Genomic DNA, 25,478 nt, shown 5'->3' on the forward strand with positions numbered 1-25,478 from the left:
TCTGTCTCCGTAGTAGTTCTGAGCATCGAGTTCAACAGCTAGTCAGCTGAGCGCGACCCGAAGTAGACCCAGGGACGACGACGTGCGTCGTCTGCCTGCCATTGGCGGATGAGGTCTTGTCTGCGAAGAGTGAGCGACATGTCATCGGCTCCTTCGATCAACATCTCGCGCCGTACGGGGTCTACATGGAATGGAAACGATGTTCCGTCGGGAGCCGTGATGACGCAGGTGTCGAGGTCCGCAGTGACTGCTGCGCCGCTCTGTGCCTGCGCTGCAAGATTTGCGACCTGCTGTTCGGGGAGCGCGACCGGCAACACGCCGTTCTGGAAGCAGTTGGACGTGAAGATTTCGCCGAACGACGGGGCAATGACGACCCGAAGTCCCAAACCCTGCAATGCCCATACGGCGGCTTCACGCGATGAACCGCAACCGAAGTTCGCACCTGCAATGAGAATCGGCGCTCCGACGAAGGGCTCCCGATCAAGGACGAAATCGGGTCCACGCCAGACTTCAAAAGCGTATTGGCCGAGTTGATCCTTTGGCAGGCCGGTGAGCCTTTCAATGCGGATGATGATGTCTGTATCGACGTCGCGCCGCAGCAGGGGAGCTGCGGGCCCGCTGACAGTCTGGAAGCGTTCCATGGCTTATCCCCTTCTTGGATCGACGATGGCCCCTGCAATCGCGGCAGCCGCAGCCGTTGCGGGGCTCGCCAGGTGCGTGCGCGCGCCCGGTCCCTGACGGCCGATAAAGTTGCGATTTGACGTGCTGACAATGCGCTGGCCGGGCGGCACGACGTCGCCATTGGCGGCGACGCACATCGAACATCCAGGCTCGCGCCATTCGAAGCCGGCGCTGCGGAATACGTCCGCGAGTCCCTCGGCCTCGGCAATCTCCTTGACCTGCTGGGAGCCGGGAACGACCCACGCCTGCACATTGGGCGCAACGTGCTTGCCTCGCACGATCGTCGCCGCTTCGCGCAGGTCGGAAATGCGGGCGTTTGCGCACGAACCGATAAACACCCAGTCCACGCTGGTGCCTGCCAGCGATTGCCCGCCGGAAAGACCCATGTATTCGAGTGCGGCTTCAACACTCTTGCGGCGCTCAGCGTCGGTGCTGTCCGTCGGACCTGGAACTGCCGACGTAACGGCTAACGCGTGCTCCGGAGTCGTGCCCCAGGTCACCATCGGCTCCACGTCGCTCAGGTCAATGCTGACTTCGACGTCGAAGTGGGCATCGTCGTCGGAGCGGAGCTTGCGCCACTCGCTGACGGCATGCTCGAATTCGTCACCTGCAGGTGCGTAGGGCAGGCCACGGAGAAAGTCGAAGGTCACGTCATCGGGTGGGCAGAAGGCAATCTTGCTGCCGAGTTCGACCGACATGTTGCACAACGTCAGTCGCTCCTCGACGCTCAGCCTTTTCAGCGCTGGCCCAGAGTGCTCGATGGCGTAGCCCACGCCGGCCGAGCAACCGAGTTTTGCAATCACATGGAGAGCGAGGTCTTTGGCGAACACGCCCTTGGCCAGCGTACCCGTGTAAGTGATACGCATCTGACGGGGCTTCTTCTGGCGAACGGTTTGGGTTGCCAGTACGTGTGCCAGCTCCGATGATCCGATACCGAATGCGAGTGCGCCCAGGCCGCCATGCGTGCAGGTATGGCTGTCGCCGCACACGATAGTCGTACCGGGCAGCGTGAGGCCCATTTCCGGTGCCATCACGTGAACAATGCCCTGACCCGCTTTGCCCAGGTCGTAGAAGGGAACGGACGCGCTGTCGCAAAAGCGGCGCAGGCTCGCGTACAGCTTTGCGCCCGCCGGGTTCGTGTCGCCGGTACGGTGCGGGGCGCTACTGACCGCGTGGTCCGCCGTCGCGAACGAGAGGTCGGGCCGGCTCACGGGGAGTCCACGCGCAGCGAGCGTTTCAAAACCTCCGGGGCCGGAAAGGTCGTGGAGGAGATGGCGGTCAATTGCCAGAAGCGCCCAGCCGCCGCCCAGGTCAGTGACGACGTGAGCCTCCCAGATCCGGTCGAACAGTGTCTGCGCCATTATCTTGCTCCGTCACGACCGGTGGCCGACGCAGCCGGATACTGCCATTCGAGCGCACCGAGCCGATTGAACAAATCGCGGATAGGAAGCGCGTCGGGACGCACCTCGACGCGACCCGTGTTGCGTACGGTCGAGAGTGCGAGATCTGCGGCGCCCATCATACTGGTCAGCAACAGCCCGGGCAGGATCGCAATACGGAAGCCGAGTTCTGCAACGTCTTTCAAAGGAATATTGGGCGTTTTGCCGCCCGGGACCAGGTTGAGCAGGCACGGGCCATTCACTCGGCGAGCAATGGCCGCAGCCTCTTCGACCGATTGTGGAGCCTCGACGAAAGCGATGTCGGCGCCCGCATCAAGTGCCCGGTTCACACGCTCGATCGCATCGTCGAGCCCCGTCACAGCGCGAGCATCGGTGCGCGCAACGATCAACATCCCGCCTTCGCCGCGTGCGGCGGCTGCGGCCGCAATTTTTTCGACGAATTCTGTCGTTTGGACCAGTTCCTTCCCTTCCAGGTGACCACAGCGCTTCGGAAACAACTGGTCTTCGATCTGGATGCCAGCGACGCCGGATTTTTCATATTCCTGGACCGTGCGGCGCACATTCAGAGCGTTCCCGAACCCCGTGTCCGCGTCGGCGATAACAGGAATCGACACCGAACGGGTCAAGGTCCGCGCGGCCGCCGTCATTTCGGTCAGGGTGACCAGCCCGAAATCCGGATAGCCGTTCGCCGCGGCAACACCGGCGCCCGTCATATAGGCGACGGGAAAACCCGCCTGTTCGATGAGCCGCGCGCTTATGCCGTCCCACGCGCCCGGCGCAACGATGAGTTCCTTCGATTCCAGCTGCTTTCGCAGCTTGTTGACTGCTTCCAATTTCTTCTCCGGTGGTGCCAGCGTGCTTTTACTGTATAACGTGTTATGACTACATGCAAGTAGGTATTATATCTAGTTGGAAGTGTCTACCATGAGGAATATTCTTTCTCGGTAGGCAGGACACCCGGTGTTGGCAGTCTATGTGGCGGAGAGGTAATATGACTTCTTTAAGCGTGGCTAGCGATATGACAGAACCCAAAGAAGGCCCTCTCTACGCGCGCGTGCATCAGGCCCTGGTCGAGGCGATCCAGCGCGGCAAACTCGCGCCGGGAACCGTGCTTCCTACCGAGAAGGAGCTGGAGAAGCAGTACGGAGTCAGTCGCATTACCGTGCGACGGGCACTGGATGACCTCGAACGAGCCGGGTTGATCGAGCGCGGCCGGGGACGGCCTGCCAGAGTCGCTGCTCCGCTGGTCGCATCGACGACCATGGCTATCGACCAGGACCTTCCGTCGATCCTGGAGATCGGACGTGGCACTGTGGCCCACGTGCTTTCGTACGTCTGGAAGATGCCAAGTGCGGACGAAGCGCAACGCTTGCAGGTCGACGCCAGCGAACCCGTTCTCGAGGTGGCGCGCTTGCGCCGCCGGTACGATCGTCCGGTTCTGCATACTGTTGCGCGGGTGCCGGCGCCGATCGGGGCGCTTCTGACAAAAGAGGCACTGGAAGCGACCAACATGCTCGACCAGCTGGCGACTCGCGGTCTGCGCGCCGCCCGGACCGAAATGGAGATGCGTGCTCAGGCGTGCGACGCGAAAGTCGCCGAGCATCTCGAACTGAAAAAGGGCGATCCCGTGTTTGTCATGGAGCGCCTCGTGTCCGACACGACTGGACGACCCATACAAAGCATGACGGCCACTTTCCGGGCGGACAGTTTCACGTATCGGATCGTATCGGCCTCTGAATCCGAGGCTGGTCAGCCGATGAGAATGGAGGCGGCAGGGTTGTTCAGTTGACGAACGGCCCGAGGAGTTGTAGCTGAGCCAAGGCCGCGATGTCTTTTATTGCAACGCGGCCTTCTTTCCCTCAGGCCAGCTACTCAAAGGGGCTACCCCTCAGGATTCTGCTTTCTGCACGAGCGCCAGGATCTCCTCGCTCGTACCGGTTTCTCCGAGCCAGGGGAAGATGCGGGAAACGCTGTTGTCATGCGCCTCTGCACTCAGATCGGTCATCGCATCGACTGCCAACGTTACGTTGAAGCCAAGAGCGTGCGCCTCGCGTGCCGTTGACTCGACACCGATGCTCGTGGCGATGCCGGCGAGGACAATTTGCGTCACGCCCTGAGAACGAAGCCAGGACTCGAGCGCCGTGCCCGGGAAAGCGCCCCAGGTCTGCTTGGTAACGAGATGGTCTTCCGCGTCACGGGTAAGTTCCGGAATCAGATCGGTCCAGTCGGCGGGGAAGTCGGCCGTATTGTGGGCGTACTCTGCCCGACCGGGCGCGCCACCGGCGACATTCACCAGTACTACCGGCAGCCCGCGGCTGCGAAACGCCGCGGCAAGCGCATTGACGCGCTCGGCAATCTGGTCGACCGGATGAATGACGGGAAGGGCAGCAATGCCTTTCTGAGGGTCGATGACTACTAGTGCTGTGTTCGAATCGAGCGTCGTCACACTCATTGCGGTAATCCTCCATTGGTAGCAGCGCATGCGCAAAGAAATGTGCGGGTATTGGCATGGCGTACTAGGTATACTACCATGTACAAAGATGTTATGACATGAAGTACGATTAAGGCTGATGGACTCGCAGGGCCGGTGCAGCGTCCCGCCGGTGCTACGCGAGTCCGCCAGGTCGTAATGCTTTGTACGACCAACGAAACAACATTCACGAATCTCTTACATTGGAGACGAGCATGCCGAGAATCGATATCGCAAGCGATGTACGCAAGGTCTTTGAAGTCGTTGCTGGAGGAGGCATTGCAATCTGGCCAAACGATGTCGGATACGGCATGGTCGGCAGCAGTAAGGCCGCCATGCAGAAAATCTTCGACACGAAGAAGCGAGGCAGCCACAAGCGCAATGCCATCCTCGGCGACGCAATCACGCAACGAGAGATTCATGCGCTAGACAAACGTTCGCAGGACATCATCGAGTCGATCACCCTCGACTACAACTTGCCGCTTGGTGCAATCGCACCATGCCGTCTCGACCACCCGCTTCTTCAGAAGATCGACGACGAGTTGCTCGAGGCAAGTACAGCAAATGGCACCATCGCCATGTTGCTGAACGCGGGTCCCATTTACAACGAACTCTGTCGCCTGAGCCGCGAAGCGGTGCAACCTCTTTTTGGTTCGTCCGCGAACCTCAGTGGAAGCGGCCCCAAGTTTCGTGTCGACGATATCGAGCCGGAGATCAAAGCGGCCGCCGATATCATCCTGAATTACGGCTTGCGCAAGTATCACCACTATCAACGGTCGGCAACCATCCTCCGGTTTCCTGAAGTTGAAGTGGTTCGGATTGGTAGCTGCTACGAACTCATCTCCGACGTAGTCAGGCGTGAGTATGGTATTGAGCTGCCCGCGGACCCGGGACGGGACAAGTTGCCATCGGGTCATCTGAAGGAATTTGAGTTGTTGCGCGCGCCCTGATCGTCTCGATATAGACGGGCGTTTCTGTCATCACTATTCGCTACGGGCTCACCATGCTCCTGAAGGTGGTGCCTGACGAGGTCGGCCCGCGCTCGTTTCCGGAGACGAGCGGCGGGAAAGGCGTTCACGTCGGCGTACCTTTGACGCGCCGGCAAGGATGGAGCAAGACCGCGAACTTCGAGGTGGCCTCAGAGTGAAGCCAGCGTCCGCAATCGCACAAGCGCTTCGCTCACGATCTCGCCGTATGCGCGCTCTTCGCCGTCGGCAATCCATTGGCCAAACGCGACCCGGAAAACCGCAATGCCCGCCTCGGCGACCAGGCTCGCGTCAGGCTCCTGCACACCGCGCAAACGCAGGGCGTCGGCGAGTGCGACTGACAGCGTCGCCAGTTTGATCAACTCCCGCTCGTGCAACTCTGGATTGGCGGCGATCACCGCATGGCGCACGCGTGCGTAAGGTCGACGCTCGCCGGTGAAAAATTCGCCGGCGGTTGCGAGAGCCGCGGCGACCGCGTCGATAGCCGATGCGTCGGCCGGCGCTTGCGCGAGCGCATCGACCATCGTCTGCTGCAACTGCTCGGAGCCTTTGAAAAGGACCTCGCGTTTGTCGGTGAAGTAGCGAAAAAACGTACGCGCCGTCAGGCCGGCACGCTGCGCGATGGCGGCCACCGTCGTGCCCTCGAAACCGACTTCCTTGAACAGTTCGATCGCGGCGACAAGAAAGCGCTGCTCTGCGTTGGGTTCCCAGCGACCCATGATCCCTTCCAGAAAACGTGTTGACACTGTGTGACATCATAGCGCTATACTGATGTCACTCAATGACATGAACGGAGCATGCCATGCGAATACTTGTCACTGGCGCGTCGGGTTGGATCGGATCCGCGAGCGTCACGGAACTCATCGACGCCGGTCATCATGTGCTCGGCCTCGCTCGCAACGATGAGGCTGCCGCGAAGATCGCCGCGCTCGGCGCCGAAGTGGTGCGCGGCAGCCTCGACAATCTCGACAGCCTGCGTGTCGCGGCCACGATGGCCGAAGGCGTCGTGCATCTCGGCTACAACCACGACTTTTCGCAAATGGCAGCGGCGGCCCAGACCGATCGCGCGGCCATCGAAACATTCGCGGATGTGCTGACGGGCACGGGCGGACCGCTGTTGATCGCGTCCGGTACGCTCGGCCTCGCAACGGGGCGCGTCGGCATAGAGGGCGACACGCCGGCCCCGGACGGTCATCCGCGTCTCGCCAATGCAGCATATGTGCTCGGCCTGCGGGAGCGTGGCATCCGTTCGATGGTCGTGCGCTTCGCCCCCACGGTGCATGGCGCCGGCGGCGATCACGGATTCGTCGCGGTACTCGCGAGAATCGCGCGCCAAAGCGGCGCGTCGGCTTATATCGGCGACGGGCAGAATCGCTGGCCCGCAGTGAACCGGCTGGACGCCGGCAAGCTGGTGCGCCTCGCGATCGACAAGGCGCCGGCCGGCTCAGCCCTGCACGCGGTCGCCGAAGAAGGCGTCGCCACCCGCGAGATCGCCGGCGCGCTCGGCCGGTTCCTGAACGTGCCGGTCGAGTCGATTCCCGCCGATCAGGCGCAGTCGCGGTTCGACTGGCTCAGCATGTTCTTCGGTGCCGACATCCCCGCGTCGAGCGCTCACACACGCTCGCTGCTCGGTTGGGAGCCAGTTCATCCGACGTTGCTCGAGGACATCGCGGCGGGACACTATCCGGGGCAATGATCAAGACTTTGGTTTGCGCTACGCACGCCAATCAAACCGTCGAGCGAAGGCACGCAACTCCGAAAGCGCAAGTCAGCGGCCGCGCGCGTGCCACGCGCACGAAGCGAGTACGCATAGCGCTACGAGCGGCAAAAGCAGCGCCCAGAAAGAGGCGATCAGAAAGCCCGCAGCACCCGCACTGGCGCCGATCGCGAACCCGGCCACGGGCGGCAGGGTTCGCATGAGCCGTGTGCGCGCAGTCTGACGGCTCTTGATGTCGCGCCGGGAAGTCAGCAAGTCGAAGGCGTCGATCACGGCTTGAGTCACGTTGCCCGTCATCACCGTGTTTGCGACGACCGAGCGCGCGGTCAGGCGTCCGTGCGCGTTCTGCACGCCCATCGCGGCAGCGCCGAGCAGGCCGCAGGCAATTGCAATCGGCGTATCGGGACTGGTGACGGGCGCAGCGACGACGCCTGCCACCATGAACCCGGCGAGCAGCGCGGCTTGCATCACATACAGCGCAAACGCGCGTGTGCCGTGACTGCGTGGCGACAACAGGTTGTAGAGCACGCGCGCCGCGATGATTCCGCAGACAAACGCAGGAAACGCCAGCCATTTGATCAGCAGGCCCTGACCGGCACCTGCCAGCCCCGAGCCAATAAGGATGAAGTTGCCGGTGACGTGTGCGGTGAAAAGCCCGAATAGAGCGATAAAGCCGAGTGTGTCGACGTATCCCGCGATCGACGCGAGCCAGGTGTCCTCACCCGGCAGATGGTCGAGTGCTGGGGCGGATGCGTCGCGCGTGAGTGTCGTCTGGGGCATGGCGTGGTCGGGGCTGAGAAATGATGCGGCGCGCGTCAGGCTTGTCCGCGCGAGGGTGCTCGCGGTCGCATGGCGATCCGGTAACGTCCCGCGCCGCCGATAGCGACGGTACCGAACAGAATCAGAAGCATCCACGCGAACTGCGCTTCGAAGAGCGTCCATTCGCGATGCACGAAGCCGAGTGCGATCGCCGTGACAACCAGAATCGGCAACGCGGCGAGCCGCGTCGCGATGCCGGCGATCATCAGAAGCGGGCACGCCACTTCGGCGAAAAGCGCGAACCAGAAGGTCAGCGTCTTACCCATGTGCAGCGGATCGTCGATCGCGTTTAACTCCTGCGAGTAGTGCAAGGCTTTCGGCAAGCCATGCACCAGCAACACGAGGACGCTCGCGCTCACGCGCAGGAACAGCAGCGCGGCATCGGTCGGCGAAAAGCGCGTCACGGGCGAGCGCCCGATGTGGTCGAGGTGGCACGTCGCAGACGAGCGGACCGGCGGGGCAGGTTCATGGCGATTCCTTGATCGTTCAGCGCCGTGCGGCGGCTGTAGTGTCTCAAGCCGACAGACTACAGAACGCGGTCCCTGAAAGTCCTGATGTGCGCATTAACAGTTCTTAATTTTGCTTTATGGTGCCGCCGGCGGGACGTCACCATGCCGCCGCCAAGGCCACCGCATTGGAACCTGCCAATTAGAAAGCGTTTCGGCGTGCAGAAGTCGGGCACTCGTAATGCTTGGGATGCATGGGCGAAAGCGCAAGCCGAAAAACTGTGCCCGCCCTCCAATCAAACTCTGTGACGGGCGTTTCTCGTGACACGCACGAAGGACATGGCTATGGTCGACCGATATGATTTGCAACGTTTCGTGGACGCGCAGCAACCGGTGTATGCCCATGTGACGGACGAACTACGCGCTGGCGACAAGCGCAGCCATTGGATGTGGTTCATCTTTCCGCAAATAGAGGGAATCGGCAGCAGCCCGACCGCGCAGCGCTACGCGATCTCCGGGCTCGACGAGGCGCGCTCCTATCTCGCGCATCCGCTGCTCGGTCCGCGTCTGCGAGAGTGCACGGCAATCGTCAACGGTATCGAAGGCAAGACGTTGGATGAGATCTTCGGCTACCCCGACAATCGGAAATTCTGTTCGTCGATGACGCTGTTTGCGCGCGCCGCGCAAGACAACGCGGTATTCGAATCGGCGCTTCGCAAGTATTGCGACGATAAGCCGGATCCGCTCACCGTCGCCAGGTTGCCGCACGACTGATCGCGGGCAACAGCGGGCGGCGAGGCGGTCAAGTCTTGCGCGCGGATCGTCAGACGCTTGTGCTGCGCGACTGCGTGACAAGCCGCCAACGGGTGTTCGCGTATTACCGGTTATCGAGCGGGTGAACCCCCGCGAGCGGGCTGCCGTATCCGCCCGATTGCGGGTTGTTAGGCAGCCCGTTGGACAACTGGGCGCGGGGATCGGTGACCTTGAGCGGCAGTTCGCCGGCCTGACGGTTACCGTGCGTCGGATACTCACTGCCGAGCGGCGCGTCGGGAGTCAGCGCGAGCGTATTAAGCGGCGAGTTAACGTCGTCGCGCGCGGACATATCCGCGTGAGCTTGAGAAACGGGAAGGGCGGTGAGGGCGATGGCATAACCCATGAAAATAAGCGCGGTACGCATGCTAGGACTCCGGTGAGAACTGTGCGGGGACGGATCTGCTGCGATCCATAAGGACTTACGCAGGCATTGGCCCGGCGGATGCAAAAACGTCGCCGCACACGTCGCCGAAGTAAGCGGTTTACGAAGGCGAGTGCAACGACTCGTGCGGCGCTATGCCGATCGTGCGCACTTCAAAGCCGATTTCACCAGCGGCCCCGGATGACAGCGTCCAACGTCTTGAACTGACGCACTTACCGAGGATCGGTTTCCCGCGCCGTGCGCAGCTGGACCTGCATGTGGTGTCCCTGCCGGGTGCCCACAGTTGCACGCGTCGCCGCACGCGTCAGACACCGCCGGTGACGAGGGGCAGCACGGTAAGATCAGGATGCGTGCCGTCGACGATGCTGCGCCCCACGTGCACGCCCTCGCCGAGAGCCTCCTCTTTGCTGCCGAAACTTTCTTCGCCGTCCGCGTGAAACCGCACTGCATGTCCCGGAATCGTCGGATCGATGCCCGGATGACAAACGTAGCCCACATACGTGTAGCGGTTCTCCACCGCGTTGGACGCATTAACTTCGCCCGGCGCATTTTTAAGGAGCGGCTCCACGTGAATCTCGAAGCCCTCGTACTCGACCATTTGCCAAGCTGCGGTTTCGTCGCGCATAGCCGCCTCCGTCTTCGTCGCGCATATAGAAAAGTCTAGGTGATTTCATCGCCATGCGCGCTGATGGACGGCTACGGCAAAACCATTACCGCTTGATGGTGCCGAGTCGAGTGAGCGGCGGCGCCTCGCCGACGCAAGATTTTGTAACTGTCGCCGCTTTCCCACTGAGTATTCGACGCTTTGCGCCACCACGAGCTCGCTACACTCGCGTTGTTTGTGAGCCACGAGACGAGGAGAAAGATGATCGATACCACTTACGCAAACAGCGCAATGCGGCACAGCATCCGCCGGATCATACTGATTCCAGCCGTGACGATACTGTTCAGTATGCAGGGATGCGCGACCTCGTTCGAGACCTTCGGTCTGGGCGCGGGCGTTGGCATTGTCGGTGTTTTCGGCTTGCTGGGCTGCGCGATAGGCTGTCATTGACCTTCCCAACGATCGACACCCGGAAGTAGAAATGGAAAGATGATTTAATAATTCAAAATAATAAAACCCGCTTAATTGGCATCTGAAAGATTAAGCAAGGAAAGTTATTCCATGGCGACTTGACGTCGCGCTTGCCGATCACTAAATTCGCCACGTTCGGTTCTTTCTCCACGACTCCACGCAGAGAAGGTGTTGCGCCGGACTCGGGGCTATGTGTTCGCACATAGCCCTTAATTATTTGTTTTATTTGGGCATGCTAACTGTGTATTGATTAGCAAACACTTTTATTGAAATTTCAATTGATCAATGTATGCTGCGAACCCGTAATGCCTTTATCGGAACTTCAATAGAAGGAACAAGTATGAAAAAGACAGCATTGACTTCGGCGTCTCTCGCACTGCTGGTCGCGGCAGGATCCGCGCATGCACAGAACAGCGTGACCTTGTATGGCGTAATCGACGCCGGTATCGGCTACGTACATAACGCCGATTCCGGCAGCAACCTCACCGGCATGCTCAACGGCAACCTGAGCGGCGACCGATGGGGCCTGAAGGGGCAGGAAGAGCTCGGCGGCGGGCTGAAGGCAATCTTCACGTTGGAAAACGGCTTCGACGTCGGTACCGGTAAGCTCGGTCAGGGTTCGCGCGAGTTCGGCCGGCAGGCATTCGTCGGGCTGACCGGCGCTACGTGGGGCACGGTCACGGCAGGCCGCCAGTACGATCCGATCGTCGACATGGTGCAGGGCGTCACGGCAGATAATTTCTTCGGGTCCGCCTTCGCGACGCCGGGCGACGTCGACAACAACGACAACAGCGCTCGTGTGTCGAACGCGGTCAAATATGTGTCGCCGACCTACGGCGGCCTGCAGTTCGAAGGCCTGTATGCATTCAGCGGCGTCGCGGGCCAGGCGGGTCAGGGCTACACCTACAGCGGCGCGGTGTCGTATTCCAACGGTCCGTTCTCGCTCGCCGGCGGCTACCTGCGTGCGACCAATGCGTCGGCGACCGGTGCGCGCACGAGCTGGGCGAGCAGCACGACGGATTCGATCTTCGACAGCCATATCAACGACGGTTACGTGACGGCGAAGTCGGTCAGCATCGCGCAGGTTGGCGGCCAATACGTGATCGGTCCCGTGACGCTCGGCGCTTCGTATAGCAACACGCAATTGAAGGGCGACGCCTCGTCGACATTTACAAGTACCGAGAAGTACAACAGCGGTAAGGCGTTCGTTGCGTACCAGGCTACGCCGGCACTGGTCGCGGGCGTCGGCTATGCGTACACGGCGGCATCCGGCGATACGTCCGCGCATTACCACCAGGTCAGCATCGGCGCGGACTACAACATCTCGAAGCGCACCGACTTTTACGCAGTTGCGGCTTACCAGCACGCGAGCGGCACGCAGCGGCTCGCGGATGGCACGACGCAGGACGCCCAGGCTTCGATCGGTTCGTATGGCTACAACGGCACCGATTCGCAAGCGCTTGCGATCGTCGGTATCCGTCACAAGTTCTGATTCGGCCAACTCGGCACGCGTTGCGCTGCCAGTATCGGCGACAAGCCGGGACGCGCGTAGTCGCGCAAGATTGAACAGGTCTTGCGCAACTACGCGCGCCGTTTCCTTCGCGCGAGCTTTTGTGCATGCCTCGTCGGATATGGCTCAGATGCCCGCCCGAACCGGCGATGTGCGGTGCGTCATGCGGCGCCCGCGATCAAATGCAAAAGCCTCGCAGGCATTGGCCCGCCCACAGTTCTCCTGCCACGATCTTCTCGCGTAAGGTCTGAACGATAGCCTGCTGTGTCGTTTCGTTCATCGTCATCGACATCATTGGACGCTGTCGAGTGTAGCCACGCAAAACTCACGGCACTTCGCGCGAAATAGCAACTTGCTAGTTAGTTTCGATGGCATCCAATCTGTTTATCGCCTTGGGTGTTTCGCTTTTGCTTCTGCGCAATCATGGGCAACGATTGGGATACCGAATCAGCCCGGCTCAACGCGGTTTTCAACGCGGGCGAAAGATAGTGAAAGGGCATCCAGATGGCTTTCGTAGTGACGATTCGCCACCCGTCACACGTTTACCCGTACTTTTCAAAACCCTGCGTAATTCCTATCTTCGTATCCCAAGAGGGTGACGAGGACGGTTTTGAGACTTCCTCCCACCTATCCGATTGGCCCGCGCTCATCGCGGCCGTTGCAATCATGATGAACCGGCTTGCGCTGCGCTTCATCAGTAGTCCGGTTGCCGACGCATAAGTCGGCATTCCTGAGTCCTGCGAGAGCTGGTGGCCTTCGCTTGTGCGCCCGCTCTCGCATCCGGTGTGATGGCAGAGCGCGCTTTTCGGCGCGTTCACAAAGGGGGTAGACGTGGGCAATTTGAATGTCAGCAGAAGCGAGCTGAACCGGACAGATCTGCCATCCGCGTGGATATGGCCAAGCCGGCAGGCAATGCTTCGCGCCGGTGTTGCGGGCGGATTGCTCGGCGCAGTCATTATCTGGATCTACGAGGCGTTGATATGGGTCGGCGCACAGCATCTGATGCCGCTCGCCGGCATTCCGCGCAACGCAACGGGCCTTGTGTTCGGCAAGGCGGTGCAGGAGTCGATTGGCGTGTGGGCTTATGTGGTGGGAACAGGCATTCACTTCGTATTCGCGATTGCCTGGGGCGTGCTGTTCGCCGCGATCTGGCCGTACTTCCGCCGACGCGGCGTTGAAGCGACGCTGGTAGCCCTCGGCTATGCGGTGCTCGCGTGGATCGTCATGCACGTGGCCATCATGATCGCTTCGGACAACCACCCAAATTACTACGACCCCGCGGTGATCATCGGCGGATTCATGTCGCACATCTTCTTTACTGTGCCGCTCGCTTTGACAGTGAAACGCCGGTTCGAAAGACAAGCGCAGTAACGCGGCGGTTTTGTCCAACCGCCGCGAGCAGTGACGTAAAAAAGCATTTCAACAAAGACGTAGCAACTGGAGATCTGGAGAATGAAAATAAGTTTTAGGCGAATCGACGCCGTGCTGTTCGGTGCAGCTGTGACGGCTTCCGTGCCCGCCTTCTCGCAAAGCAGCGTGACGTTGTACGGTATCGTCGATAACGGCCTTTCCTACACCAGCAATCAGACCTCTACGCTCGGCTCGACGAGCGGGGGCAAATCCGCTGTCAAGCTCGCGCCGGGGGTGTGGGCTGGAAGCCGCTTCGGTCTGAAAGGCGGGGAAGATCTTGGCGGCAACACCAAGGCCATTTTCCAGCTGGAATCGGGTTTTAACTCGGGCACGGGGGCACAGCAGTACACCAACGCGATGTTCGGCCGCCAGGCGTGGGTCGGTGTGACCAACCCGGCGTACGGCACGTTCACGGCGGGACGCCAATATGCGTCGTACTACCAGATGCTCTCACCCTACAGCCCGACAACGTGGCTCACCGGCTACTACGGTGCGCATCCTGGCGACATCGACGGGCTGGATACGATTTACCGTGCAAATAACACGCTGGAGTACACCTCGCCCAAGCTGTACGGATTGACTGTCAGCGGTTCCTATTCGCTCGGCGGCGTGGCGGGCAGCACGAACCGCGGTTCGACGTGGTCGACGGCGGCGCAATATGCGTTGGGTCCGATCGGCCTTGCGGTCGGCTTCTCGCGCATCAATAACTCGACGTTGGGCGGCGGCACCTGGGGCGCGGATTCGACGACCACGAACGGCGGCTCGCAGATCGGGGTATCGGCGCTGACGAATGGCTATCAGACCGCACAGGCGCAGCAGCGTTTCGCGGTGGGTGGCGGCTATACGTTCAATAGCGCGTGGGACGTCACGGCCACGTACTCGAATGTCCAATACATTCCGGGCACGGGTTCGAAGTTCCACGACACGGCGATCTTCAATACGGGTGGTCTCGTGTTGCACTGGAAGCCGCTAGTTGCATGGGACTTCGGCGCGGGCTACAGCTACACGCGCGCTACCCGTGCGAACGGCATTGAAGACAGCGCGCAGTATCACCAGTTCAACCTGTCCCAGTACTATTCGTTGTCTAAGCGTACTGGCCTGTATGCACTGGAGGCCTATCAGCACGCGAAGGGCAAGACGCTTGGCACCAACGGCGCTGGGCAAATCATCGACGCGACCGCGACGCTTGGTGACGGCTACAATTCCGCGCCTTCGTCCACAGGCAATCAGTTCGCTTTCGGCGTGGGCGTTATTCACCGCTTCTGACCGTTTTTAGCTGAGTGTGTTGTTGCGAGAGAAGCCGGGCTGCTTTGTCAGCCCGGCTTTCGCGCCTTTAACGTTAAAACGATGTGCCGATCTGAAACTGAAACTTCTGGTACTTGTCGGTAGCGTGTTTGACGACCGGGAAGCCGAGCGAAAGTTTGAGTGGGCCAATCGGCGATATCCATTCGAGCCCCGCGCCATAGCTGTAGCGCAAGCCATTGGCGCCCGTACTGTTACCCTCGTTGCCCCACACATTGCCGGCGTCGAGGAAGGTGAACACGCGTAACGTCCGGTCCCATCCTGTGCCGGGCAATGGGAATGTCATTTCGACGTTGGCCACCACCATTCGCGAGCCGCCGATCGGATCGCCCGTTGTTTTGTCGGTCGGGCCGAGCGAGCCCGATTCATAGCCGCGCACCGAGCCGATCCCGCCCGCGTAATAGTTCTTGAAAATCGGATACGCCTTGCCGGCGAATCCATTGCCGTAACCGCCCTGAAGATTCATACCCAGAATGAAGCCGCGCGAGAACGAGTAGTAGTACTGCGCCTGAACGTCGGTCTTGTAGTACTCGGTGCCTCCAGCCGGCGTGCCAATTTCGCTATTGGCCTGCACGAAGTAGCCGCGGCTCGGCACGAGTGCGCTGTCGCGATTGTCACGTGCCCAGCCTGCTGTAATCGGCACGTTGTTGACTACGTTGCCGAATTCGGCAACGTAGTCTTTGTAGCTCTGTGGCGTCGAGGAATCCGTGCGCAACCGGTTCTGCTCTAGTCCCAAACCGAAATAGACAGTGTCCGCTTCGGAGAACGGAATACCGAACTTCAGATCCGCGCCCACGGTGACAATGCGAAAACTCGTGTCGGTGTAGTAATAGAGCGGATAGCTGGTGCGGTAATACACATCGGTAATCCGCTTGATGCCGTCCACGGTGAAGTAGGGGTCGGTTTGCGTGAGGGAAAGCGTACGGTAAGTCTTTGCCGTGTTCACATTCAGAGCGAGACTCGTGCCGGAGCCGAATACGTTGTCCTGCGAAATGCCGGCCGAAAGCACGACTTTGTCGGTGGATGAGAAGCCCGCGCCGAGCGTAATAGCGCCGGTCGGCTTCTCGTTGACCTTGACGTCCACATCCACCTGGTCCGAGGATCCTTCCACCGGCACGGTGGTCACATCGACATCGGTAAAATAGCCCAGACGATTCACGCGGTCTTTCGACAACATCAACCGGTTCGAGTCGAACCACGAACTCTCCAGTTGACGCATTTCGCGGCGTACCACTTCGTCGCGCGTGCGGGTGTTGCCGGTGACGTTGATATGGCGCACGTAGACGCGGCGGCTCGGGTCCACCTGCAACGTGAGATCGACCGTATGGTGCTGCTGATCGATCTTCGGCAGTGCGTTCACCGTGGCGAACGCATACCCATATTCGCCAAGCTTATCTACTACCGCCTTGGTCGCGGCCTGCAGCTTTTCAGCGGAAAAGCGCTCTCCGGGTTCGATATTGACGAGCCTGGTCAGTTCACTTTCACGGTCGAGCAGATTACCCGCCAGTTTGATGGACGAAATGGTGTATGGCTCGCCCTCGTGCAACGTGACCGTCAGGTACATCTCCTTCTTGTCCGGCGTCAGTGACACCTGTGTCGACTCAATGTTGAACTCCAGGTAGCCGCGATTCAGGTAGTACGAGCGAACGTGCTCGAGGTCGCCGGTAAGCTTGTCCTTTGCATACAGATCGTTCTTCGTGTACCACGAGAACCAGTTCGGCGTGGACAGCTGCATTTCGTCGCGCAACGTGTCCGTATCGAATGTGCTATTACCGATGAAATTGATCTGCCTGATCTTGGCGCTCGGGCCCTCGGCCACGGAGAAGAGGATCGCGACGCGGTGACGGTCGATTGGAGTAATCGTCGTGGTGACTTCAGCGGCGTAATAGCCGCGCGTCAGATACTGGCGCTTTAATTCCTGTTCCGCCTTGTCCACCAGTGCCTTGTCGTAGGAGCGGCCTTGCGACAGGCCGACAGCGCGCAGCGCCTTCGTCAGATTTTCCTTGTCGAATTCGTGAATACCCGCGAAGTCGATCGTTCCCACTGCTGGGCGTTCCTGCACATGCACTGTGACGACGTTGCCTTCCGTGGAGATGCGTACGTCGTTGAAGAAGCCGGTGGCGTACAAGGCGCGAATTGCTTCGGAAGCCTTATCTTCTGTGAACATTTCTCCCTGTTTGATCGGCAGGTAGGCGAAGAGGGTACCGGGTTCGATGCGTTGCAAGCCTTCAATCTTGATGTCCTGCACGACGAACGGCTCCGCGGCGTGAGCCGGGCTAGTTGCCAGCGTAATGCCGGCGAACGAAAGCGCGCCTGCTAGCCGGCTGGTTAAGGCTCGAAAATTCATCTTGGGTTTCTGGTCCTGATACAGCGCACAAAGCGCAGATGAGAACGCTCGAAGGCAAGCAACGCTTTCGAAACGGCGGTCTTTGGCTCTGGAAAGCGCGAAGTATAGGGACGTGTGCCGCGCCTGACGTTACTGAAAACTTTCCGCCCCTTATGGCTGATGCGCCATACGATGCGGCGGCAGGCGGCCGCGGGAGGACTTGTGCGACAGGCGTAGAAATTGTGCGTTACACAGATGAAGGAAGCGTAGGGCGCGTGTAACCCGGCGGCGCATTCACGCTGCTATTGTCAGATCGGCGATTGCGCCACCCGCATAACGCGATCTGGAGGGTTGGTCATGATGGAATATTTTTCACCGGCAGTTCTTGCGGCAATCTTGCGCGTCAGTTCGTCGCCGATCTTTTCCGCGCGCCTCGCTATGGTGTCGCTGTTGGTTCGCCGCGATGCATCGCGTCATGAGGTCCGCACCCCGGAGCGAGCCCGCGCTATGGGAGAGGACACAACCCGTGTCTGACATTTCGGCTTTCTTGCTCAATTCGATTACCGACATGCAGTTAACTGCCGATGGCCAGTACCTTCTGATTCACGGCAATCAGCCCACGGCCGCATTGCATCGCTCGGTACTTAACGACCTGCTTGTGGCGCTGCCCAATGCAATAGAACACGCCGACCGCGTGGCCCATAACGATCAGCAGATGGGCTTCGCACTGCAGTGCCAGGGCTGGGAAGTCGGCAGGTTGAACGGCATGGGAATGGTGGTGATCCGCTTTCATCTATCGGCGAGTGCGGGACTGTCCTTCTCATTGCCCGCCGACCAGATTCCCTATCTGCTGCAAGCGCTTGGCGGCGTGGTGGCTGCGGAGGAGCCTCGCGCCGGCGGCACGACGCTGCAATAGCGCCGCGCCGTCTGCCGGCGCATTGGCGACACATTGCCGGCATCGCCGCGATTTCTCTCGCATCGCTGCGTCCTTCATTCTTTCCTATCGTTACCTCATTTGAAACTACGCAGTGTATTTCAGCGCTTTCGCTTAAGGCCGCTTGTTTCCCTGTTGCTCTTTACCGCCGGCTACATACCGCTTGCCGGTCACGCGCAATTGAGCGGCGCCTCGGCACAGCCGGAATCGGTGGATGGCCCATGGGGACTGCGGCTCGCGCCGCAACTGACCGAGCAGCCCATGCGCGCGGAAGATCGGCCGGCAATCTCGGCGTTCGCCGACTCTGTCACGGCCACGACGGACACCGACGTATCGCTCAAGGGACACGCGCAATTGCGGCGCGACGTGTCGATCGTGAAGGGCGACGCGTTGCATTACGACGTCGATGTGGACAAGGCCGATGCCTATGGCAACGTTCAGCTTGTTCGAGATGGCAACGTGTTCGCTGGACCCGACGCGCATTTCTACGTGGACGCGAATGAAGGCTATATCAGCGTGCCAAAGTACCGGTTCCATCTGACCGGAGGTTGGGGCAGCGCCCGGCGTATCGATCTCGTGGATAAGGAGCGCTCGGTCGTGCATCACGGCACGTACAGCACCTGTCAATGCGAATCGCAGCCGGCGTGGTACGTGAACGCGTCCGAGTTCGATATCGACACAGGTACTGACGAGGGTATCGCTCATAACGGCGTGCTGTTCTTTCAGGGCATACCACTGCTCGCGAGTCCGTGGCTTTCGTTTCCGCTGTCGGGCGCGCGACGCAGCGGCCTGCTGCCGCCAACTTTCTCGATGAGTTCGACCAATGGTGTAGACGTGGCGCTCCCGTACTACTTCAACCTCGCGCCCAATTACGATCTCACGCTGACGCCGCGCATCATGACGCGCCGGGGCGCGATGCTCACAGCGGATTACCGTTACTTGCGCCCCAACGATTCGGGCTCCCTGTCCGTGGCGTTTTTGCCGCACGATGCGATTACCAGGACGCAGCGCTATTCGATTGCGCTCAAGGAGAACTGGAGCTTCGGCTCGGGCTTTGGCGCATACGTCAATTACAACCGCGTCTCCGATTCCACGGTGGTGACCGATCTCGCCTCCGGCGTCGCCTTTCCGACGGGTTCAACCACCCTATACCAGCAGGAAGCCGGACTGACCTATTCCGACGGGCCGTGGACCGTACTGGCTCGGGAGCAGCGCTGGCAGTCGTTCTCCAGTGACTCGACTTACAACCGCGAGCCGCAGGTCAACGTACGGTACGCACGCTATAACGTGGCCGGCTTCGACATCGGCGCGGAAGCGGATGCGACGCGCTTCACGATCTCGTCGTCGGATATGACGCACGGCAATCGTTTCGTTTTCAACCCTTACGTGAGCTATCCGATCGAGCGGCCGGGCTGGTTCATCACGCCGAAGCTCGCATGGCATTTCGCGGCATACGATCTGACGTCTATCGGATCGGACGTGCCTGCAGGCGAGCCGAAATCGTTCAGTGTCAACGTGCCGACGTTCAGCCTCGATTCGGGCATGCGCTTCGAGCGAAGCGTCCGACTTTTCGGGCAGTCGTACATTCAGACGCTAGAGCCGCGTCTGTTTTATGTGTACACACCTTATCGCAACCAATCCTATGTTCCGCTATTTGACACCGCCACAGCGGACTTCGGGCTCGCCGAACTCTTCATGGCAAACAGCTTTGTCGGCAACGACAGAGTGTCCGATGCAAATCGGGCGACGGCTGCATTGACCACGCGTTTCATCGACCCCGTGAGCGGCGAAGAGCGCGCGCGATTCGTGCTCGCCGAACAATATGACTTTCGCACGCCGCGTGTGACGCTGCAGTCGGACGACGCGATCAGTACCGTTGCGCGTACCGGAATCATTCTGGGTGCGTCGTACAAGGTCGGGCCGAACCTCAGCGCGGAGCAGGCCGTTGAGTACAGTCAGGCCAATCATTACCTCACACATGCGGAAGCCGGCCTTGGTTGGGCTCCCGGTGCACATCAGGTGCTGAATGTGGCGTACCGCTACACGCGCGCCAACAGCACGCTCGATTACCAGCCGGTCAATCAGTTCATCGTTTCGGGGCAATGGCCGCTTGCGCGTAACGTGGCGAGTGTTGCGCGCGTCAATTACGACATGAGCACGCATCGTCTGATTGCCGGCCTGCTCGGGGTTCAGTACGACGCGGATTGCTGGTCATTCGGGGTCGCGTTTGAGAAGTACACCAATGCCACGAGCTTTGCGACGTCGCCGAGTACCGGCACGCGGGCGCTCATGCAGCTTCAGTTAAAGGGTTTTTCGCAGGTCGACAATGGTTTGCTCAATCAGTTTCGCGCGAACGTGCCGGGTTTCACGCCAACTTAGACGGTGGAGGAGCCCACCTCGCGGTTCAGCGATTATCAGTAGAGAGCAGGACATGTCTCGGTACAACTGGCACGCGCACTCGGCGCACAGGTCTATGCGACGGCAAGTTCGCGCGACCATGATCTCGTCATGCGTCCGAGCGCTACGCCGATCGATTACCGTGTTCAGACTGTCGAGCAGTACGTCGAATCCATCACGCAGGGCGCCGGACACTCATAGGCGTCAGAGATTGCATGCAGGCAGGCAGCCAGGCCACCGTTGCTTGGCTTTAGCTCAAGAAGCGCAGGCGGCCACTAAAGCGTCTCCTCATAGCGGCAATTGACGAGCAGTTCCGCCACGCTCGTCGTATTTGGCAACTCGATAGTATTCACCACCAGAAGCGCCAGGTCTTGCGGCTGCGTCATCGCCATCGGTTCAATATCGGCGATGCCTGCGGCCATGTCCGTGTTGACGAAGCCGGGGCATACCGCGGTCGCCCGCACGCCGTCGTCCCAACCCGCACGGCGCACCGCATGGGTGAGCGCCACCATCGCGTGCTTCGACATCTGATAGCCGACGTTCAGGTTCTTCACACGTTTTCCGGAAAGCGACGCAAGCTGCACGAAGCGTCCGGCTCCTGCACGGCGCAAATGCGGCAGCGCCGCCTGCACGAGCCGGAAAGGCGCGTTCACGTTGATCTCGAAGGTTTCGGTCAAGAGCGCATCGGTGCCGGTATCGAAGTCGATCATGCGGCAGATGCCCGCGTTGCTCACCAGCACGTCAATGCGCCCGCAGCGCGCGATCGTCGCATCCACCCAGGCGCGGGCGGCGTCGGGATCGCGCGCCTCGTAGGGATGCAGGAACGCATCGGGCACGCCATCGTAAGCGTGCGTATCGCGCAGACCGAGCGACAGCCTATAACCGCGCCGCGCCAGTTCCAGCGCGATCTCGCGTCCGATGCCGCGGCTCGCGCCCGACACCATCGCCACTTTGTCCAGGTGCAATTCCATGTGCTATCGGTCCTCGCTTATCATAATCCCGCGTCGATCGTGATCTTCGAGCCGTCGCTGAAGCGCCCAAGACGGAACGCGTGCGGGTCGACGAGCGGTGCGTCGCCGTTGACGAGGTCGGCCATCAGCCGGCCCGCGCCCGGCCCGATCCCAAAACCGTGTCCCGAGAAACCGGTGCCGATGAACATGCCCGGCACGCGTGCGACTTCGGAGATGACGGGGATCGCGTCCGGCGTCACGTCGATGTAGCCGGCCCACCGCTGCGCGATGCGCGCGCCCGACAGCTGCGGAAACGCTTCGGTGAACGCCTTGAGACCCTTGTCGACGTATGGCACCACGGGGTCAGGATCGAGCGTGCGAACATGTTCGAAAACCGTCGATTCGTTGAGCGCCCAGCGGCGCGGCCGCTTGAGTTCGTCGAAAAAGCGCTTGCCGATCTGGATCTGTAGCGCGCCCATCTGACTCTTCAATGCTTCAATGTATTTGAAGAAGAGGCGGAACGAATCGGGCGTCAGATCGGCGTGCGTACGCAAGCCGTACGCGACCGTGTAGCCGCCGTCCGCACGCTTGCGAAACGCGAATTCCTCGTTATTGGCGCTGCACGTGGGACCGCCTTCGAGGGGTTCGGTACGCAGCACGGACGCACGCGTGAGCAGTTGCGGCAGCTCCACGCCGAGATTGCCGCAAAAATAGCGCGTCCATGCGCCGCCTGCTACGACGACCGCATCGCAGCGAATCGTCCCATGTTCGGTGACGACCGCGCTCGCACGCCCGCCGCTCGTCTCGATGCCGCGCACCGCGCACGGCGTCAGAATACTGACGCCCTTGCGTCGCAGCGCGTTGGCGATGGCGGGCGCGGCCTTTTGCGGTTCCGCGCGGGCATCGCCCGGCGTGAAGATGCCGCCCTTGAACGTCTGCGTCGCGCCGGGCAGCAGGCGTGAGACTTCATGCGTGTCCACTTCGCGCGTGTCGAAGGCATCGTCACCTGCTATCTGACGAGCGCGCTTCAGCCAGTCACGGTGACGTTCGAGCACGGCGTCATCGTTCGATACGTACAGGATGCCGCACTGGTTGAAGCCGGTGTCGATGTCGAGCGTTCTGTCGAGCGTGCGCCAGATCTTGAGGCTTTCGATGCTCGGCAGAAGTTCGCGGGGATCGCGCCTTGTCACGCGGACCCAGCCCCAGTTGCGGCTCGACTGCTCGCCCGCGATGTGCCCCTTCTCGCACAGCGCGACGGACAGCCCTTTTTCGTGCAGCGCAAGCGCCGTTGATACGCCGATGATGCCGCCGCCGATCACGACCACATCGGCGCGTTCGGGCAGCTTGATATCGTCGGCGACGGTGTCGACTTTAGGACCCATGGTTTCTTTCAACGAAGTGAGAGTTACGGACGACGCTCGGCCACGGCCGCTGTCTGCGATTGCAGCGCTTCTTCAGCGCGCACGTTGCGCGCGGCGCGCGATGTCTTCTGCTGGCGCGCGGCGGGATTGATGAAGCGATTGGTCCAGCGGTCCAGATGATTGATCGTGTGCGTGAGGGGCACGGTGATGAGCAGATACACGGCGCCTGCCGCGACGAGCGGCGACAGGTTGGCCGTATTGACCGCCGCGTTCTGCCCGATGGTAAAGAGATCGCGTTGCGAAGTGAGCAGCCCGAGGAAGTACACGAGGCTCGAATCCTTGACGATCGAGATGAACTGATTGGCAAGCGCGGGCAGAATGCGCCGCACGCCCTGCGGCACGATCACATGACGCATGCCGCTCCAGTACGTCATGCCGAGCGCCTGGCACGCGGACATCTGCCCGCGTCCGACGCTCTGAATTCCCGACCGGAATATCTCGGCGATATACGCCGATGACACCAGCGCCAGCGCGACGATCGCAAGCGGATACGGATTCGGCCCGAACAGCGAGAGTCCCACCGGCGCCAGCCCCTGGCCGACCACAAGGATGACCAGTGCGGCGGGCAGGCCGCGGAAGACATCTACGAAAACGCGCACGGGCCAGGTCAGCCAGCGCGTGTGCGATACGGCGCAGAGCGCCAGCGCCATTCCTGCCACGATGCCGAGCGCAGTCGAGACCACCGACAGGATCAGCGTGTTCACGAGACCCGTGCCGATCAGCGTCGGCAGCGATTCGACGAGCAGCGGCCAATCCAGGAAGTTCTGCAGGAATGCATTCATGGAGACTCTCTCCTTGCGCTTGACGAGGCGTGACAAAGCAACAATGGCGGGCGGTCACTTCATCGCGTACGGCGGCATCGGATCAGGTTTCGGATAGCCGGGATTGAAGTGCTGATAGAGCTTGAGCCACGTCCCGTCCGCCACCAGTTCGCCGATCGCCTTGTTGACCGCCCCTTCGAGCTTCGCATTGCCCTTGCGGATCGCGAAACCGGCGGGAAGATTCGAAGCTGAGATGTCGAGCCTGTCGGCGAGCTTCAAGTCCGGATACTTACCTTGCAGCGCTTCGAGCAAGGTCTTGTCGATGAAGTAGCCGTCGATGTACTTGTTGCGCAGCGCGAGAAAGCCCGCGTTGATGTTCGGAAAGCGGACGATCTGCGCGCCCGGCAGATAACTCTGCGAATACGTATCCTCGATGGTCCCCTGCACGACTCCGATGCGCTTGTCCTTCACCGATGCCACGTCCGCGCCGATCGTGCTGTCCGGCAGCGTACCGACGCTCAGGAGACCCGTCAGATAGCCTTCCGAGAAATCGACCATCTTGAGGCGTTCCCTTGTGATCGAGATCGAGCCTGCGGCAAGATCGACCTGCTGATTCGCCACGCTCGGCAGCAGACCCGCGAAGTCCTGCGCGCGGAAGTCGGCCGTGAGACCGAGTTTCGCGGCGATAGCGCGCACCAGCTCGACGTCGAAGCCCGTCATCTTGCCGTTGTCGATGTACGAGTACGGCTTGTTGTTCGCATCGACGCCGGCCACGATCTTGCCCGGTGTCAATGTGCCGACGTCATCGGCGGCGTGGGCGGCGGTCGTCGCGCCGACCAGGAACGATGCGGCCACGGCGAGATGGCGTGCGAGACGAAGTAATCGCATGGTGAGGCTCCCTTGAAATGGACAGCGGTTGGATCAATGCAGGATGCGCGAAAGAAAGTCTCGCGCGCGTTCGGAGCGCGGCCGCTCGAAAAAGGCTTCGCGCGTTTCGTCTTCCACGATCACGCCGCGGTCCATGAACAACACGCGGTCGGCGACGCGCTTTGCAAAACCCTTCTCGTGCGTGACGCACAGCATGGTCATCCCGTCCTGCGCGAGCGTGGTCATCACGTCGAGCACTTCGTTGACCATCTCGGGATCGAGCGCGGACGTCGGCTCATCGAACAGCATCGCGACCGGGTCCATCGAAAGCGCCCGCGCAATCGCCACGCGCTGCTGCTGACCGCCCGACAATTGCGCCGGATACTTGTCCTCGTGACCGCTCAAGCCCACGCGGCGCAAGAGCGAGCGCGCGCGCTCACCGGCTTCGTCGCGCGCGCGGCCGAGCACGTTCATCTGCGCGAGCATCAGGTTGCGCTGCATCGAGAGATGAGGAAAAAGTTCGAAATGCTGAAACACCATGCCGACCCGCGCCCGCAGCCGCGAAAGATTCGCGCGCTTCGCCGTCACGTCGATGCCGTCCACGACGATCTGCCCGCTCTGTACCGCTTCCAGCCCGTTGACGGATTTGATGAGCGTGGACTTGCCGGACCCGGACGGCCCGCAGATCACGGCCACTTCACCGCGCGCGATGCTCGCCGTGCAGTGGTTCAATACGCGAATGCCGCCGTACCACTTCGAAACGTTGTTCAGCTCGATCATTGTGGTTCCTTTAGATGCTTCGGCTTCCTGA

At 60.9% G+C, this 25,478-nt stretch carries 26 protein-coding genes and 1 pseudogene; 10 read left to right on the forward strand and 17 right to left on the reverse strand.

Annotation, left to right across the window (positions count from 1 at the left end; all coding sequences use genetic code 11):
- Positions 1-38: 38 nt before the first annotated feature.
- The 3 genes from leuD to J2W46_RS25970 are packed head-to-tail and all read right to left on the reverse strand — an operon-like array spanning position 39 to position 2,914.
- Positions 39-641 carry a 3-isopropylmalate dehydratase small subunit gene (leuD, locus tag J2W46_RS25960; protein ID WP_310357434.1) on the reverse strand — a complete coding sequence of 201 codons (603 nt, stop codon included), beginning with the start codon at positions 639-641 and terminating at the stop codon, positions 39-41.
- Positions 642-644: 3 nt separating this feature from the next.
- Positions 645-2,042 carry a 3-isopropylmalate dehydratase large subunit gene (leuC, locus tag J2W46_RS25965; protein WP_310357437.1) on the reverse strand — a complete coding sequence of 466 codons (1,398 nt, stop codon included), beginning with the start codon at positions 2,040-2,042 and terminating at the stop codon, positions 645-647.
- On the reverse strand, positions 2,042-2,914 hold the full coding sequence (locus J2W46_RS25970) for an isocitrate lyase/PEP mutase family protein (RefSeq protein WP_310357438.1): 873 nt from the start codon (positions 2,912-2,914) through the stop codon (positions 2,042-2,044). The genes leuC and J2W46_RS25970 overlap by 1 nt, the downstream gene beginning before the upstream one ends.
- Positions 2,915-3,072: 158 nt before the next feature.
- Here J2W46_RS25970 and J2W46_RS25975 point away from each other — a divergent pair, with 158 nt between their 5' ends.
- Positions 3,073-3,870 (forward strand): GntR family transcriptional regulator, encoded by a 798-nt coding sequence (locus J2W46_RS25975; protein WP_204521312.1) that lies wholly within the window; start codon positions 3,073-3,075, stop codon positions 3,868-3,870.
- Positions 3,871-3,969: 99 nt separating this feature from the next.
- Here the strand turns inward: J2W46_RS25975 and J2W46_RS25980 are convergent, their stop codons facing one another.
- Positions 3,970-4,533, reverse strand: a complete 564-nt coding sequence (locus J2W46_RS25980; RefSeq protein ID WP_310357440.1) for an isochorismatase family protein — start codon at positions 4,531-4,533, stop codon at positions 3,970-3,972.
- Between the two features lie 233 nt (positions 4,534-4,766).
- On the opposite strand from J2W46_RS25980, the gene J2W46_RS25985 reads away from it, so the two are divergent.
- Positions 4,767-5,501 (forward strand): Sua5/YciO/YrdC/YwlC family protein, encoded by a 735-nt coding sequence (locus J2W46_RS25985; protein WP_310357442.1) that lies wholly within the window; start codon positions 4,767-4,769, stop codon positions 5,499-5,501.
- Positions 5,502-5,554: 53 nt separating this feature from the next.
- Complete coding sequence (gene ligD / locus J2W46_RS34380) at positions 5,555-5,698, forward strand: non-homologous end-joining DNA ligase LigD (protein ID WP_374726866.1); 144 nt, start codon at positions 5,555-5,557, stop codon at positions 5,696-5,698.
- Here the strand turns inward: ligD and J2W46_RS25990 are convergent.
- Positions 5,690-6,256: a TetR family transcriptional regulator gene (locus J2W46_RS25990; protein ID WP_310357443.1), complete on the reverse strand. Its 567-nt coding sequence runs from the start codon at positions 6,254-6,256 to the stop codon at positions 5,690-5,692. The genes ligD and J2W46_RS25990 overlap by 9 nt on opposite strands.
- 83 nt (positions 6,257-6,339) lie before the next feature.
- Between J2W46_RS25990 and J2W46_RS25995 the strand changes: the two genes are divergently transcribed.
- Positions 6,340-7,233: an SDR family oxidoreductase gene (locus J2W46_RS25995; protein WP_310357445.1), complete on the forward strand. Its 894-nt coding sequence runs from the start codon at positions 6,340-6,342 to the stop codon at positions 7,231-7,233.
- A 72-nt stretch (positions 7,234-7,305) separates the two neighbouring features.
- Here J2W46_RS25995 and J2W46_RS26000 read toward each other — a convergent pair whose 3' ends face one another.
- Both J2W46_RS26000 and J2W46_RS26005 read right to left on the reverse strand, forming a co-directional pair.
- Positions 7,306-8,034 carry a YoaK family protein gene (locus J2W46_RS26000; protein ID WP_310357448.1) on the reverse strand — a complete coding sequence of 243 codons (729 nt, stop codon included), beginning with the start codon at positions 8,032-8,034 and terminating at the stop codon, positions 7,306-7,308.
- Between the two features lie 35 nt (positions 8,035-8,069).
- On the reverse strand, positions 8,070-8,477 hold the full coding sequence (locus tag J2W46_RS26005) for a DoxX family protein (RefSeq protein WP_087750725.1): 408 nt from the start codon (positions 8,475-8,477) through the stop codon (positions 8,070-8,072).
- Positions 8,478-8,864: 387 nt separating this feature from the next.
- Here J2W46_RS26005 and J2W46_RS26010 point away from each other — a divergent pair, with 387 nt between their 5' ends.
- Positions 8,865-9,293, forward strand: coding sequence for a DUF1810 domain-containing protein (locus J2W46_RS26010; protein ID WP_310357451.1), 429 nt, complete (start codon positions 8,865-8,867; stop codon positions 9,291-9,293).
- 103 nt (positions 9,294-9,396) lie between these two features.
- Here the strand turns inward: J2W46_RS26010 and J2W46_RS26015 are convergent, their stop codons facing one another.
- The 3 genes from J2W46_RS26015 to J2W46_RS26025 all read right to left on the reverse strand — a co-directional run bounded on the left by J2W46_RS26015 (position 9,397) and on the right by J2W46_RS26025 (position 10,765).
- The gene (locus J2W46_RS26015; RefSeq protein WP_020067584.1) at positions 9,397-9,696 is read right to left on the reverse strand and encodes a hypothetical protein; all 300 of its coding nucleotides are present in this window, start codon (positions 9,694-9,696) and stop codon (positions 9,397-9,399) included.
- Between the two features lie 322 nt (positions 9,697-10,018).
- Positions 10,019-10,339 (reverse strand): hypothetical protein, encoded by a 321-nt coding sequence (locus tag J2W46_RS26020; protein WP_087750724.1) that lies wholly within the window; start codon positions 10,337-10,339, stop codon positions 10,019-10,021.
- Between the two features lie 45 nt (positions 10,340-10,384).
- A complete protein-coding gene (locus J2W46_RS26025) occupies positions 10,385-10,765 on the reverse strand; it encodes a hypothetical protein (RefSeq protein ID WP_310357455.1) in 381 nt (126 codons plus the stop codon).
- A gap of 364 nt (positions 10,766-11,129) precedes the next feature.
- On the opposite strand from J2W46_RS26025, the gene J2W46_RS26030 reads away from it, so the two are divergent.
- Positions 11,130-12,281, forward strand: a complete 1,152-nt coding sequence (locus J2W46_RS26030) for a porin (RefSeq protein ID WP_087750723.1) — start codon at positions 11,130-11,132, stop codon at positions 12,279-12,281.
- A 214-nt stretch (positions 12,282-12,495) separates the two neighbouring features.
- Here the strand turns inward: J2W46_RS26030 and J2W46_RS26035 are convergent.
- Positions 12,496-12,579 (reverse strand): annotated as a pseudogene (locus tag J2W46_RS26035) (GntR family transcriptional regulator); the annotation flags it as partial.
- 632 nt (positions 12,580-13,211) lie between these two features.
- On the opposite strand from J2W46_RS26035, the gene J2W46_RS26040 reads away from it, so the two are divergent.
- Together J2W46_RS26040 and J2W46_RS26045 are read left to right on the forward strand one after the other, a co-directional pair.
- Entirely contained in the window at positions 13,212-13,670 is a 459-nt protein-coding gene (locus J2W46_RS26040) for a hypothetical protein (RefSeq protein WP_020067588.1), read from the forward strand.
- 81 nt (positions 13,671-13,751) lie between these two features.
- The gene (locus tag J2W46_RS26045; protein ID WP_310357458.1) at positions 13,752-14,975 is read left to right on the forward strand and encodes a porin; all 1,224 of its coding nucleotides are present in this window, start codon (positions 13,752-13,754) and stop codon (positions 14,973-14,975) included.
- 73 nt (positions 14,976-15,048) lie between these two features.
- On the opposite strand, the gene bamA is transcribed toward J2W46_RS26045, so the two are convergent.
- Complete coding sequence (bamA, locus tag J2W46_RS26050) at positions 15,049-17,358, reverse strand: outer membrane protein assembly factor BamA (protein ID WP_310357461.1); 2,310 nt, start codon at positions 17,356-17,358, stop codon at positions 15,049-15,051.
- Positions 17,359-17,863: 505 nt separating this feature from the next.
- Here bamA and J2W46_RS26055 point away from each other — a divergent pair.
- Both J2W46_RS26055 and J2W46_RS26060 read left to right on the forward strand, forming a co-directional pair.
- On the forward strand, positions 17,864-18,253 hold the full coding sequence (locus tag J2W46_RS26055; RefSeq protein ID WP_310357463.1) for a hypothetical protein: 390 nt from the start codon (positions 17,864-17,866) through the stop codon (positions 18,251-18,253).
- Positions 18,254-18,406: 153 nt separating this feature from the next.
- A complete protein-coding gene (locus J2W46_RS26060) occupies positions 18,407-20,650 on the forward strand; it encodes an LPS-assembly protein LptD (RefSeq protein WP_310357466.1) in 2,244 nt (747 codons plus the stop codon).
- 293 nt (positions 20,651-20,943) lie between these two features.
- Here the strand turns inward: J2W46_RS26060 and J2W46_RS26065 are convergent, their stop codons facing one another.
- The 5 genes from J2W46_RS26065 to J2W46_RS26085 are packed head-to-tail and all read right to left on the reverse strand — an operon-like array spanning position 20,944 to position 25,447.
- Entirely contained in the window at positions 20,944-21,639 is a 696-nt protein-coding gene (locus tag J2W46_RS26065) for an SDR family NAD(P)-dependent oxidoreductase (protein ID WP_310357469.1), read from the reverse strand.
- Positions 21,640-21,659: 20 nt separating this feature from the next.
- Entirely contained in the window at positions 21,660-23,000 is a 1,341-nt protein-coding gene (locus J2W46_RS26070; RefSeq protein ID WP_310357471.1) for an NAD(P)/FAD-dependent oxidoreductase, read from the reverse strand.
- Positions 23,001-23,023: 23 nt separating this feature from the next.
- On the reverse strand, positions 23,024-23,821 hold the full coding sequence (locus J2W46_RS26075) for an amino acid ABC transporter permease (RefSeq protein WP_310357473.1): 798 nt from the start codon (positions 23,819-23,821) through the stop codon (positions 23,024-23,026).
- Between the two features lie 54 nt (positions 23,822-23,875).
- A complete protein-coding gene (locus J2W46_RS26080) occupies positions 23,876-24,688 on the reverse strand; it encodes an ABC transporter substrate-binding protein (RefSeq protein WP_310357476.1) in 813 nt (270 codons plus the stop codon).
- Between the two features lie 33 nt (positions 24,689-24,721).
- The gene (locus J2W46_RS26085; RefSeq protein ID WP_310357479.1) at positions 24,722-25,447 is read right to left on the reverse strand and encodes an amino acid ABC transporter ATP-binding protein; all 726 of its coding nucleotides are present in this window, start codon (positions 25,445-25,447) and stop codon (positions 24,722-24,724) included.
- Positions 25,448-25,478 lie beyond the last annotated feature (31 nt).

The sequence above is a fragment of the Paraburkholderia strydomiana genome (assembly GCF_031456815.1).
Taxonomy (GTDB): domain Bacteria; phylum Pseudomonadota; class Gammaproteobacteria; order Burkholderiales; family Burkholderiaceae; genus Paraburkholderia; species Paraburkholderia caledonica.